11 protein-coding genes are annotated in these 13,905 nt (G+C 34.3%); 8 read left to right on the top strand and 3 right to left on the bottom strand.

From position 1 onward, the window contains the following. The first annotated feature begins 107 nt into the window (after window positions 1-107). Both MODO_RS11250 and MODO_RS11245 read left to right on the top strand, forming a co-directional pair. Window positions 108-4,457: a CusA/CzcA family heavy metal efflux RND transporter gene (locus MODO_RS11250; protein ID WP_059050969.1), complete on the top strand. Its 4,350-nt coding sequence runs from the start codon at window positions 108-110 to the stop codon at window positions 4,455-4,457. Between the two features lie 10 nt (window positions 4,458-4,467). After that, window positions 4,468-5,679, top strand: coding sequence for an efflux RND transporter periplasmic adaptor subunit (locus tag MODO_RS11245; protein WP_039330321.1), 1,212 nt, complete (start codon window positions 4,468-4,470; stop codon window positions 5,677-5,679). Window positions 5,680-5,882: 203 nt separating this feature from the next. Here the strand turns inward: MODO_RS11245 and prmC are convergent, their stop codons facing one another. Next, entirely contained in the window at window positions 5,883-6,725 is an 843-nt protein-coding gene (gene prmC / locus MODO_RS11240) for a peptide chain release factor N(5)-glutamine methyltransferase (RefSeq protein WP_006258578.1), read from the bottom strand. A 34-nt stretch (window positions 6,726-6,759) separates the two neighbouring features. Between prmC and ribD the strand changes: the two genes are divergently transcribed. The 3 genes from ribD to MODO_RS11225 all read left to right on the top strand — a co-directional run bounded on the left by ribD (window position 6,760) and on the right by MODO_RS11225 (window position 9,645). Continuing rightward, on the top strand, window positions 6,760-7,830 hold the full coding sequence (ribD, locus tag MODO_RS11235; protein ID WP_006258580.1) for a bifunctional diaminohydroxyphosphoribosylaminopyrimidine deaminase/5-amino-6-(5-phosphoribosylamino)uracil reductase RibD: 1,071 nt from the start codon (window positions 6,760-6,762) through the stop codon (window positions 7,828-7,830). Then, on the top strand, window positions 7,830-8,456 hold the full coding sequence (locus MODO_RS11230) for an IMPACT family protein (protein ID WP_006258582.1): 627 nt from the start codon (window positions 7,830-7,832) through the stop codon (window positions 8,454-8,456). Before ribD ends, MODO_RS11230 begins: the two co-directional genes overlap by 1 nt. 151 nt (window positions 8,457-8,607) lie before the next feature. Further along, the gene (locus tag MODO_RS11225; protein WP_058699672.1) at window positions 8,608-9,645 is read left to right on the top strand and encodes an alpha/beta hydrolase family protein; all 1,038 of its coding nucleotides are present in this window, start codon (window positions 8,608-8,610) and stop codon (window positions 9,643-9,645) included. Between the two features lie 59 nt (window positions 9,646-9,704). On the opposite strand, the gene MODO_RS11220 is transcribed toward MODO_RS11225, so the two are convergent. After that, the gene (locus tag MODO_RS11220; RefSeq protein ID WP_039330326.1) at window positions 9,705-10,445 is read right to left on the bottom strand and encodes a hypothetical protein; all 741 of its coding nucleotides are present in this window, start codon (window positions 10,443-10,445) and stop codon (window positions 9,705-9,707) included. A gap of 136 nt (window positions 10,446-10,581) precedes the next feature. Then, window positions 10,582-10,989, bottom strand: a complete 408-nt coding sequence (locus MODO_RS11215) for an acyl-CoA thioesterase (RefSeq protein ID WP_006258585.1) — start codon at window positions 10,987-10,989, stop codon at window positions 10,582-10,584. Window positions 10,990-11,176: 187 nt separating this feature from the next. Between MODO_RS11215 and dnaA the strand changes: the two genes are divergently transcribed. From dnaA to MODO_RS11200, 3 genes are all read left to right on the top strand, one after another. After that, window positions 11,177-12,616: a chromosomal replication initiator protein DnaA gene (gene dnaA, locus MODO_RS11210; protein ID WP_006258586.1), complete on the top strand. Its 1,440-nt coding sequence runs from the start codon at window positions 11,177-11,179 to the stop codon at window positions 12,614-12,616. Then, window positions 12,616-13,071 (top strand): low molecular weight protein-tyrosine-phosphatase, encoded by a 456-nt coding sequence (locus MODO_RS11205; RefSeq protein ID WP_059050967.1) that lies wholly within the window; start codon window positions 12,616-12,618, stop codon window positions 13,069-13,071. Before dnaA ends, MODO_RS11205 begins: the two co-directional genes overlap by 1 nt. Window positions 13,072-13,170: 99 nt before the next feature. After that, entirely contained in the window at window positions 13,171-13,896 is a 726-nt protein-coding gene (locus MODO_RS11200; RefSeq protein WP_059050965.1) for an SAM-dependent methyltransferase, read from the top strand. The last annotated feature ends 9 nt before the right edge of the window (window positions 13,897-13,905 follow it).

Genomic DNA, 13,905 nt, shown 5'->3' with positions numbered 1-13,905 from the left:
TGTAGTTATCCTATACAGGCTTATAGAATCATAAAGTTAACTCTTGTTATGGCGTATTACTTAGCCCATACAACACATCACAAATCATTTTTAAGACTATTACTACTATGTTAGATAAAATCATACATTTTAGTATCCGCAACAAGTTTATTATTGGACTATTTGTTCTAGGGTTAATCACGCTTGGGACTTATTCTCTCCTTAATTTACCAATGGATACTCAACCTGATATAACCAATAATCAAGTTCAAATTATCACTAGTTCTCCTACACTAGCAACACAAGAAGTGGAACAATTCATCACCTATCCTATCGAGCAGGCTGTAAAGCCCATTCCTAATATAACGGAACTTCGCTCTATCAGTAGGTTTGGACTAAGTGTGATCACTGTAGTATTTACAGAAGACACGGATATATACTGGGCTCGTAATCAAATATCAGAAAAACTAAAAACTGCTGAAGAAGTCATTCCTAAAGGAGTAGGAACACCTGAGTTAGCTCCTGTGAGTACAGGGCTAGGCGAAATATACCAATATGTAGTCTACCCTAAAGATGGCTACGAAGAAAGATACAATAGTATGGATCTACGTACTATACAAGACTGGATTATCAAACCGCAACTGGTAGGTGTAAAAGGAGTGGCTGAAGTAAACACCCTAGGAGGTGAATTAAAACAATACGAAATAGCAATAAAACCTGACTTGCTTAACAGTATGAACACCTCTATCCTGGAGATATTTAACGCACTAGAAGCCAATAATGAGAATACTGGAGGAGCTTATATTGACAAAAAACCTTATGCTTACTTCATCCGAAGTGTGGGAATGGTAAAAAGCATAGAAGATATAGAGCGAATCGTAGTAAAGTCTAACAACGGTACACCTGTATTAGTACGCGATGTGGCAGAAGTACGCATCGGGAGCAGTATTCGATATGGTGCTGTGACTAAAGATGGAAAAGGTGAAGATGTGAGTGGTATGGTGATGATGCTAAAAGATGCCAATACACAAGAAGTGGTCAAAGCGGTAAAAGAAAGAATCACTCAAATAGAAAAAACACTACCTGAAGGGGTAGCAATAGAACCTTTTATAGATAGAACTAAGTTAATAGATAAAACAGTTAGTACAATACAAACAAACCTTATCGAAGGAGCATTGATTGTCGTATTTGTACTAGTATTGCTTTTAGGAAACTGGAGAGCAGGGCTAATCGTAGCCTCTGTGATACCTCTAGCCTTATTATTCGCTATCTCTATGATGAAGTTATTCGGTGTAAGTGGTAACTTAATGAGTTTAGGAGCAATTGATTTCGGATTAATAGTCGATGGAGCTGTTATTATTGTAGAAGCCATAGTACATCGACTCCACGCAGGTAAAAATAGGGTGCTCACCCAAGACGAAATGAACACTGAAGTATATACTGCTTCGTCTAAAATAAGAACAAGTGCTTCGTTTGGAGAAATTATTATTCTAATCGTGTACTTGCCTATATTAGCTTTAACAGGTATCGAAGGAAAAATGTTTGGCCCTATGGCGATGACTGTGTCATTTGCTATTCTAGGAGCTTTCATTCTTTCGCTTACTTATGTACCTATGGCTTCTTCGTTATTCTTATCGAAGAAAGCAGGCAAAGAAAAACCAAACTTTAGTGATAAGATTATTGACAAGTTATACAGTTGGTATAAGCCTGTATTAGAAGGTGCTTTTAAAATAAAAAGAATCGTTCTAGCTATTGCTTTTGGATTATTTGCTATTGCTTTATTTGTCTTCGGTCGTATGGGAGGTGAGTTTATTCCTACTCTAGACGAAGGAGATTTAGCTACACATATTATTATCTCTTCTGGTAGTTCACTATCTCAAGAAATAGAGACTACAACTAAGGCAGAACAGATTCTAATGGAGCGCTTCCCTGAAGTGAAAATGGTCATCTCAAAAATAGGTAGTGCAGAGATTCCAACAGATCCTATGCCTATGGAAGCTGCCGATATGATTATTATTTTAAAAGAGAAAAAAGAATGGACATCAGCTAAAACCAAAGAGGAACTTATCTCTCTAATGGAAGAAGCACTAGAAGAAATACCGGGAGTAACGACAGAATTCTCTCAGCCTATCCAAATGCGTTTTAACGAACTAATGACCGGAGTAAGAAGTGATGTAGCGATTAAAGTATTTGGAGACGATCTAGATCGCCTAGCGAGTATAGGAGATGAAATAAGTGGTCTAATCTCAGGTGTACCTGGTGTAGCTAGTCCTAAACTAGAAAGAGTAAGCGGATTGCCACAGATATCGATTAAGTATAATCAAGATAAACTTGCGCTATATGGGCTTACCATATCTGAAATCAGTCAAGTCGTAAGAGCTGGTTTTGCAGGAGAAACTGCAGGAGTAGTTTATGAAGGAGAAAAGAGATTTGACCTAGTCGTGCGCTTAGAAAGCAATTCTAGACAAGATATTGAAAACCTAAGAAATATGTTTATCCCATTAGCGAATGGGCAACAAATTCCCTTAGGGCAAATCGCTAATATCGACTATGAAGACGGTCCTCAACAGATCAGTAGAGAAGATGGTAAAAGACGTATTGTATTAGGATTTAATGTCCGCGAACGAGATGTAAAAAGTGTGGTGAATGACATTCAAGCCATCTTAGATAAAAAACTAGATATGCCTGATGGATACTTTATCACTTATGGAGGACAATTTGAAAACTTAGTGGAAGCAACAAACCGATTAATGGTAGCTGTACCAGTAGCTCTAGCATTAATATTTGTGTTGTTATACTTTACTTTTAAATCAGGAAAACAGTCCTTGATGATCTTTACTGCTATTCCTCTTTCTGCTATCGGTGGAGTAGCTGCATTATGGCTTAGAGATATGCCATTTAGTATCTCAGCAGGAGTTGGATTTATCGCACTTTTCGGAGTCGCTGTATTAAATGGTATCGTACTAATCGGTCAGTTTAACTCACTTAAAAAAGAAGGTATGGATTTATACGAAAGAATTATAGAAGGAACTAAAATACGTCTACGCCCTGTATTACTTACAGCAGCTGTAGCTTCTCTAGGTTTCTTACCAATGGCACTGAGCACTAGTGCTGGAGCAGAAGTACAAAAACCCCTAGCTACAGTAGTTATCGGAGGGTTAATATCTGCTACTATCTTAACGTTAATCGTCTTGCCTATTATCTATTACTATGAAGAAAAAGGATTGGGTATAGGCAAAAAAAATAAAACTATAGTAGCCTCTACTCTATTATTACTAATGGGGATAGGTACACAAGCACAAGAAGTCAAAAAGCTTACATTACAAGAGGCTTTAGAACTAAGCGTAGCAAATAATAAAGGAATAAAAGCGGCAGAGTATAATACAATTGCTCAAAAGCAAATGATAGGAACATACTTTGACCTAGCTAAAACAGATATCTCAACAGGTTTTGGGTATTTAGACACTAAAGAGAAAAAGGACATTACCTTGTCTATTTCTCAATCTTTCTCACCGTTTACCTATGGAAAGAAAAAGTCTGTTCTAAATAAGGCTTACGAGACCGCTGTTATCCAACAGCAAGGAGCTGTTAATGTTACAGAATATGCAGTAAGACAAGCTTGGGAAAACTTATTGTATGCACTTTCAAAAGAAGTACTACTTAAAGAACAAGCAGACTTGTTAAAGGATTTTTCTAAATCAGCTAAGCTTCGCTATGAAACAGGTGAAACTACACTGATGGAAAGTAATGTAGCTTCTGCTAAAGAACAAGAGTTAAGAGTACTTATCACACAAAATAAAACAGGGATAGACAACGAAACTTCTAAGCTAAAAGCTCTATTAAACTTAGAGGAAGATTTCATCCCTATGAACACTGATATTGTGTATGACAAACACGAGGCGGATGTTGACTTTGATTTGAGTTTAAACAACACTATTCAGCTAGCAGAAAAAGAGATCGAAACAATAGAAGCAAATAGAAGACTAGAGAAGGCAAACTTCTTACCTGACTTCTCATTAGGTTATAATATAAAATCAGATTCAGGAACTGTAACAGGGAGTAATGGACTACCTATCACTTATGGTAAAGAATTGCGTGTACCAAGTTATACTGTTGGGATTTCTATACCTATCTTCTTTGGTAGTCAAAACGCTAAGGTAAAAGCGATGAAGTATGAAATACAACAAGCTACAGTGCAAAAAGAATACCTGCACAAACAGTTAGAAGAAAATGTCCAACAACAATTTGACATTATCAAAGCACAAGAAAAAGTAATCGATTACTATCAAGAAAACGCTTTAAAAAATGCTGCGCTTATCAAAGATCACGCTAAGAAATCTTATAATAATGGGGATATCTCTTATGTAGAATACATTCAATCTGTAGAAACAGCACTAGCGATTCAGATGAATTACTTAGATGCTATTCTACAGTATAACCTAAGTCACAATACCCTACATTATTTAGTAAACCAATAATATCAGAGAAATGAAAAAGTCGATTATATTTTTATCAATAGCTACAAGTATTCTATTCTTTAGCTGTAAAAATGCTGAAGAAGACCATTCTGGTCATGATCACGAAAACGAAAAAACAGAGAGTACTACAAAAACAGAAGCGAAAGAAGAATCTGCTAATAAAGAGGTAGAGCTCAACCAAGCTCAATACACTGCTTCTAACATTCAACTAGGACAAATACAGCAAAAAAACTTAAGTGATGTCATTAGAGTAAATGGTAATACTGAGCTTCCTGCTCAAAGTCAGGCTGATGTATCTTCTTTTTTAAGTGGTACAATCACAAATATCAATGTGAATCTAGGAGACTATGTAAAAAAAGGGCAAACAATAGCAACTATAGATAGTCCTAAATATATTCAGCTACAAGAGGAATACCTCGTTTCTAAAAACACATTAGAATATTTAGAGCTAGAGTATAAACGTCAACAAACTCTAAGAGCAGAGAATGTCAACTCTGAAAAGACATATCAGAAGACTAAATCAGACTTAAATATAGAACGCGCGAGATACCAATCTTTAAGCAATAGACTAAGCTTAGTTAATACAGCTCCTGGGTCTATTTCTAAATCGCTGAGAATAGTATCTCCTATATCTGGTAATATAGCTACTATACCAGTCAAAATAGGTACTAATGTTATGGCGGGGCAGTCTCTATTTACTATTGTAGATAACTCTAGAATTCACTTAGATTTATTAGTGTATGAAAAAGACATGCCTTTTATCAAAATAGGACAAAAGGTCTCTTTTAACTTTACTAATATCAATAATTCAGAGGTAACTGCTACTATTTTTAGTATCAATAAATCTTTTGAACCTGGTACTAAAACCGTAATCGTACATGCTAATATTGACAATGTACCTGAGACTCTGATACCGGGACTTTATGTTAATGCATTAGTACATATCGGAGAGAGAACAGTAGATGCTCTGCCTAATGACGCGATTGTCAAAGCAGATGGACGTGAGTTTATTTTCATTCTAGAAGATGCTCATAAAGAAGAAAGCGGTATGTCATATCACTTCCAAAGAATAGAAGTCAAAGCAGGAGTATCAGAATTAGGATACTCACAGGTAACAGTCTTACAAGACATTCCTAAAGATAGTGAGATTGTACTATCTGGCGCTTACTATATTCAAAGTCACTTGATCAAAAACGAAGGAGGCGGAGGACACGCTCATTAATCTAATTATAACTAATAAAGGCTATCCTAGTGATAGCCTTTATTAGTTTATATGTCCTTATTCAATAAATTCTTAATTATAAGTTCATGAGAATTGCTTACAATACTTGTGAGGTGTTACTACTAGAAATAGAATATTCCATAAATTCAGCTACTACAGCAGGAAAAAGCTTTTATCTCTATGACGTTAATTACTCTACTCACTTATCGTTTAACAGCTTTAATCATTCTATCATTTCCTACCATATCTTTTCTTAACTCTACACCTGTGAAATCAAGAGATTCAAACAATGTTTTAGTCTCCTCTCCTAAATACTGGTTAATTTCATAGAACAACATACCTCCTGTTTGTAAGTTGTTATTGGCTAGAAGAGCTATCTTTCTATAAAATATCAGTGGATCATTATCTTCTACGAATAAAGCTAGATGAGGTTCATAATCTAATACATTCTTTTTTATTTCTACTTTTTCTAAGTTGCGTACATAAGGAGGATTAGACACTATAATATCGTACTGACTCTTCAACTTCTCTAGTTGTAATACATCTTGTAATACCGTTTCTACAGCCACTCCATTACTTACTGCATTCTGTTTTGCTATCTCTAAAGCTTTATCAGAAACATCCATTAAAGTAACTCTAGCTAGAGGTAATTCATTCGCTAGTGTTATCCCTATACATCCACTTCCTGTTCCGATGTCTAATATTCTAACAGGTTTAGATGGATTGACACTATTTATTATCCATTCTACTAATTCTTCTGTTTCTGCCCTTGGAATAAGAGTAAATTCATTCACCTTAAAGGTCAATCCGTAAAAATAGGCTTGCCCAAAGATATATTGAATTGGTTTTTCTTGTTTTAATTCTTCTAATACAGATTCCCATACTGCTACCTTATCTGTCTGCATCGTTGGATTCATAACTAGATCAATTCTAGTCTTCCCTTCTATTTCTTCTAAAGCAATCAAAAATAATTGCTCCGCTTCCACAGCATCATAAATAGGAGTTAAACTCTCTTTAAAATAGGATTGGTAGTACTTTATCTGCATAATATTCTTTAAAAACAAATGTTTTAGTTTAATTTTGTTCAAAGATACATTATTATCAATTTTGGAAAGACACGAATTATATATTTCTCGCTGTATTCAGTTAGCACTACAAGGAACTTATGCTGCTATGCCTAATCCTTCTGTAGGAGCTGTGGTAGTACACAACAATCGCATTATCGGAGAAGGCTTCACTTCTCCTTATGGAGGTCCTCATGCTGAGCCTAATGCAATAGCATCTGTTCAGAATCAAGAGCTCCTTAAAGAAAGTACTTTATATGTCAGTCTAGAGCCATGTAGTCACTTTGGTAAGACTCCTCCGTGCTGTGACTTGGTAATCGAAAAGAAGATACCTAAAGTCGTTATCGGTACTGTAGATCCCTTTGCAAAAGTATGTGGCAGAGGAATTCAAAAAATGCGTGATGCAGGAATAGAAGTAATAGTAGGTGTATTAGAAAAAGAATGCCAAGATAGTAACAAGCGTTTTTTTACATTTCACAATCAAAAACGCCCTTATATTATCCTAAAATGGGCTGAGTCTATAGATCACTTTATCGCTCCTATACAAAGAACTACTAATAGACCTTTCTGGATATCGAATGCCTATTCTAAACAATTAGTACATCAATGGAGAAGTGAAGAAATGGCTTTCTTAGTAGGTACACAAACAGTTCTTAGTGATAATCCTTCTCTTACTACAAGAGATTGGTACGGCAAAAGCCCTATCCGTGTATTTATTGATAGAATTGGCAAAATAGACAATTCCTTTAGCATTAAAGATAATAATGTCAAAACAATCTGTATCACGGCTAATCAAGACTTAGTCTCTACTGATAATCTAATCTATGAGCATGCAGATTTTAGTCAATCTCTAGTACCACAGATTCTAGATATTTTATACAGACATCAGATTATGTCTGTTGTAGTAGAAGGTGGTACGCATACACTTCAGCATTTTATTGATGCAGAGTTATGGGATGAAGCAAGAGTATTTATTGGAAGTACTCCAATAACAGAAGGTATCCCTTCTCCACATCTTTCAGGATTTGATAAAGTAGTAAAACATCGTATTTTAGACAACGAATTAAGAATAGTATATCGCAAATAATGGCAGAAGCATTAGATTCATATAAAACAATAAGTAAACCGACAGAAGAAGTATTGTATAAAGAAAAGAATAGTAAGTTTTTTGGCTATGCTTTTCCTATTCAACGCGAAGAAGAAGTAAAAGAAATCATCGATCGCATCAAGAAAGAGCATTATAATGCGCGCCACTGGTGCTATGCCTTTCAACTTGGAGCAGAACAGGTATACTATCGTGCTAATGATGATGGAGAACCTAGTAATACTGCAGGCGCTCCTATCTATGGACAAATACAATCTTATGAGGTCACAGATATTCTAATCGTAGTGGTACGTTATTTCGGTGGTATAAAGCTGGGCGTAGGAGGACTCATCACTGCCTATCGTGCAGCAGCTCAGATGGCCATGGAAGAAGCGGAAATTATAGAAAAAACAATTGATAAGAAGTTTAAAGTTCGCTTTGAATACAAAGACATGAACAATGTCATGCGTGTAATCAAAGAAAAAGACTTAAACATTCTAAGTCAAAAAATGGAAATGAGCTGTGAAATAGAGTTATCTATACGCAAAAATGAATATGAACAAGCGCTAGCTGCTTTTGTTCCATTTTATGAAGTAAAAGTTGTCGAAGAAACGGACGAAGCATATTAGTTTCGTTCTTTACTTTCACTCAATAGTCTATTTTAGATACAATTAGCTTTTTCTCCTTTATTTGTAGTTTCAGTACTGAAAAAATACTGTTGAGTTAAATATATTATTTTTCTATTCGCGTACCTGCTTATATTTGGCTAAAAATACAGCTATGCTTTGGAAAATACTTGCAGCAATCTTTACTACCTTTCTCATTATTTTTCTTTATTTTTTCTTCTTAGGAAGTCAAGATTTTGATGACACGACGATTACACAAAAGGAAGTAATCTTTACTTCACAAGGAGAGGAATTGTCTGCCACTTTATTTCTACCTAAAAAAGAGTTTTTTAAAACTGCTCCTATCGCTATTTTTATTCATGGAGATGGCCCACAAAACAAGACCTCTAACTCAGGCTACCTTCCTTTAATACATCATCTAGTAGATCAAGGAATTGCTGTATTTACCTGGGACAAGAAAGGTATAGATAAAAGCAAAGGAAATTGGTTAAACCAATCCATCACGGACAGAGCTGTAGAAGCTAAAGATGCTTTTGACTTTCTAGTACATGACAAAGGAATTGCTCCGAATAGAATTGGATATCTAGGTTTCTCTCAAGGAGGCTGGGTCATTCCAAAAGCAGCTATCCTTACTAAGCCTGCTTTCTCTGTTATCATCGGAGGAGCCGTTAATTGGATGGATCAAGGTTATTACTATACAACTAAACGCTTAGAGGAAGAAGGATACTCAGAACAAGAAATAAAACGAAAAGCAGACTCTATACAGCAAGCAGATTATAAACTATTCACTGATTTTAATGATTGTACAATTAAAGAATCAGAAATAGAAAAAGATAGATTCTTATTCATTGCTAGAAATCTCAAAGCTGATTCTTCTGTTGATTTACAAAATATGCAAGGTCCTCTATTAGCCTTATGGGGAAGTGATGATCTTAATGTCCCTGCTGGTACCAATGCTCAACTTTATCAACAATATACTTCTAATAGAGAATCAGACACTACCACTATCAAAGTATATCCAAGAAGTACACATGGTCTACTAAATGCAAAGTTATTCAACTATCAATTAGATGCGCAATGGCCTGAATGGAAAAAGTGGTTATTTGTCTTCCAAGGTCGTAAAGCTTATAGTAAAGATGCTTTATTTGATATCTCTACTTTTATACTTAAGACCAATAAAAAAACTGAATAATAGCGTACTATTACTCAGTTTCTATAATAATATCATGATATGATTCTACATTAAAATCATTATTCTTCTAAATCCATAAACCCTAAGAAATCAATATATTCTTGAGCTAAATAAAGTTTAAAACCTTCTGTGCGCTCTACTTTTATTTTTTCAAAACTAGGCTGAGCTACTACGTAGTAAAGAAATGCCTCTAAACGTTCTTCAGGAATTTTAAAATCCTCTAACAGTTCTTCTCTAGTGTAGTCATCTAAGAACTGCTGCACTTTTATATCTAATTTTTCATAAAGAATCGCCTGTTTATCTCTTTTCTTTTGACCAGATATCATATTAACTAAGGCATCTAAACTAATTCCCATTCCATAGTTAGATGTTGAGGAAAAAACAGTATTATTCTTTTTATAACGTTTCTCTGCTGCTGTAAGGTTTTTATTAGGAACACCTTCAAAGAAGTCATCACCAAAATCTTTGCGAACAATGATAATCTCATCTAAGGACTGCCCTTTTTTAGTCATTAGTACATTAAACCTACTGGCATTCAAATCTTCTTTGCCAATGATATAATTAACAGAAGCTAACTTCTTATCAGAAAAACGAATAGTATCCCCTACAGCTGCATCCATGATAAAATACCCACGTCCATCAGCTTTAGTCACTTCTTTACTTCTTTTATTTTCAATAGTAACAGGAACTACATTTCCATCATATAAACGTACACGACCATCTAACAACTTTGGTTCTTGTGCATACGTCCCTATTGATAAAAGTGTACCTAGGCTCATCAGCCAATATATTGGTTTCATAATTTATAATCTTTTGTGTAAATATAAATATTTGTTTTAAGTAATGCTGTACCTAATTTGTCTTTTTTACCATTAAAAGACAACTAACAAAAACAATTGTTCAACTAGATTATTTTTATTCACTCTAAAATGACTGCTATTTTTCTAACATTTGTATTTTATCAACAACATAATCTGGTGCAGCCATTGGTCTTCCTGTTTCCATATTCACAAACACTAAAACGGAATTACCTGTTGTTAATAAATCGCCTTTTTCGTTATATAGTTCATAATCAAATTCTATCTTCACAGAACTAAGTTTTTTAAAGATTGTACGTATGGTTAAATCGTCATCGTAGAAGGCTGATTTCTTATAATTCATAGTTAACGATACCACAGGTAACATAACACCAAGTTCCTCCATTTTCTTATACGATATACCTAAGTTCCTCAACCACTCAACTCTCCCAATTTCAAAGTATTGCGCATAGTTACCGTGATATACAACGCCCATTTTATCTGTCTCCGCATAACGTACGCGAACCTTATAATCAAAATATTTCATAATCTTTCTAATAAACTTGTGAGTTATTTTTTTTCTTATACTTAACAAATTATTTTATACTTTGCAATGACAAAAAGGTTTTTTTATCCCAAAAATTGTTCACATATTTGCCACTGAAATAAGAGGTCATTTTCTCCCCTTGAAAATCCCTCAAAAGTAGTAACTGTTTTTATAATTCTAACCTAAAATGCACGATAATACAATTAAGACAGCAGAATCTGTATGGAATAATTGTCTTGAATTCATAAAGGATAACATCCAAGAACAAGCATTCAAGACATGGTTCATGCCTATTAAGGCTATTGAGCTTACAGAGAATGCTCTTTATATTCAGGTGCCTAGTAAGTTTTTTTACGAGTGGTTGGAAGAACACTATGTAAAAATCCTAAAAGTAGCCCTAACAAAACAGTTAGGAGCTGAAGCAAAGTTATTGTATAAGATTCAGATGGAAACTCCTTCTGGAAACAAACAACCTTATACAGAACAATTACCAAGTACACAAAGAGGTCCAGTAAAACCTCAAGAGTTAGATGTACCTATTCAAAACAAGAATCCAGAATTAAAAAACCCTTTTGTAATTCCTGGAATCAGAAACGTAAAAATCGAATCTCAGTTAAATTCAAACTATTCATTTGATAACTTCTTAGAAGGTGATTCAAATAGATTGGCACGTTCTGCTGGTATGGCTGTTGCGAATAAACCAGGTGGTACTTCTTTTAACCCACTTCTTATTTTTGGAGGAGTTGGATTAGGAAAGACTCACTTAGCACACGCTATCGGTGTTGAAATTAAAGATCTTTATCCAGAAAAAACTGTCTTGTACATTTCTGCAGAAGTCTTTACTCAACAGTATATCGACTCTGTACGTAAGAATACGCGTAATGACTTTATCTACTTCTATCAATTAATAGATGTACTTATCGTCGATGATATTCAATTCTTATCAGGTAAATCAGGTACACAAGATGTGTTTTTCCATATCTTCAACCATTTACACCAAAATGGTAAACAAGTAATTCTTACTTCTGATAAAGCACCAGTAGATATTCAAGATATCGAACAACGTCTTTTATCTCGTTTTAAATGGGGATTATCTGCAGAGATATCACACCCAGATTTTGAAACAAGAGTAAAAATTGTTGAAGGAATATTATTCCGTGATGGAGTAGATATGCCAAAAGAAATAATCGAATATGTAGCTAAAAATGTAAACTCTAATATTAGAGAATTAGAAGGAGCTATCATTTCATTAATCGCTCAATCTTCATTTAATAAGCGTGAAGTAACAATTGACTTAGCAAGACAAGTTGTTGAGAAATTTGTGAAGAGTGTGAAGAGAGAAATCTCTATCGATTATATTCAAAAAATTGTTTCTGATTATTTCCAAATGGACACAGAAACATTGCGTTCTAAGACAAGAAAAAGAAACATAGTTCAAGCTAGACAACTAGCGATGTTCTTTGCTAAAAAATACACTAAAGCTTCTTTAGCTTCTATTGGTTCACAAATAGGAGATAGAGATCACGCTACAGTATTACACGCTTGCAAAACTGTGGATAATTTATTAGAAACGGATAAGGAGTTTAAGAAATTCCACGATGATATAAATATTAAATTCAGTATGTAATGACAAAAGTATTGATGGTTTGTTTAGGCAATATTTGCCGTTCGCCTTTAGCAAAAGGGATATTACAATCAAAGCTTTCTACAGAAAGTTTTTTTGTTGATTCAGCTGGTACTGGAGATTGGCATATAGGTAGTCAACCAGACAAACGATCAATAGCTGTTGCTAAAAAATACAATATTGATTTAACTACACAACGAGCAAGACAGTTTAAAGTAAGTGACTTTACTAATTTTGATCGCATCTATGTGATGGACAAATCTAATTACGAAAATGTAATTAAGTTAGCACCTAATCAAGAAGCTAAAAATAAAGTAAAGTTAATTCTTAATGAGAACACACCTGGTCAAAACCTAGAAGTACCTGATCCATATTTTGGAGGAGATGATGGTTTTGAACATGTTTTTCATCTTTTAGATGAAGTTTGTAATGTAATAGCCAAAGATTTAAAATCTTAGATATATGTAAGTAAAAGGAAGAAAGTCATTTTCTTCCTTTTCTTTTTTGTACTATACTTTATCTTTACCTTTGTACTCTATTTGAGAGAAATTTGACAAATGACAAATAATATACCTACAGGTACACTATACCTAATCCCTATCACCCTAGGAGACACTACAAATCCTATAGACGTTTTGCCACAAACTGTAAAACGCGCTATCGAAATGCTTGACATATTCATAGTTGAAAATGAAAAAACAGCAAGACATTTTATTAAAAGCATATGTCCTGAAAAAAAACAATCAGAACTTATTCTTTTTCCTTTAAATAAACACACTGAAGTAAGTGAATACAAAGAATATATTAAACCATTATTAGAAGGCAAAAGCGTTGGTGTAATGAGTGAAGCAGGTTGTCCTGGTGTCGCAGACCCTGGAGCAGTTATTGTAGACATAGCTCATAAAAGAAATATTAAAGTAACTCCTTTAGTAGGTCCCTCTTCTATCTTATTATCCGTTATGGCTTCAGGAATGAACGGACAAAGCTTTGCTTTCAATGGATACCTACCTATAGATAAAAGTGATAAAAAGAGTGCTCTTAAAGCTTTAGAGAGAACTTCTCAAGAGAAAAACCAATCACAGTTATTTATAGAAACTCCATATAGAAATAATCAACTGTTACAAGATATGGTACAGATATTAAATCCAAACACTCTTATCTGCGTAGCTTGTGATATAACCTTAGAGACAGAGTTTATACAGACTAAACCAGCTTCTCAATGGAAAAACACAAAAGAAGACTTACACAAAAGACCTTGTATCTTTATCATTCACAAGAACTAAATAGAACAA

Origin of the sequence: Myroides odoratimimus, assembly GCF_001485415.1 — a bacterium.
GTDB classification, from domain to species: domain Bacteria; phylum Bacteroidota; class Bacteroidia; order Flavobacteriales; family Flavobacteriaceae; genus Flavobacterium; species Flavobacterium odoratimimum.
This window is presented reverse-complemented; position numbering and strand designations above follow the sequence as displayed.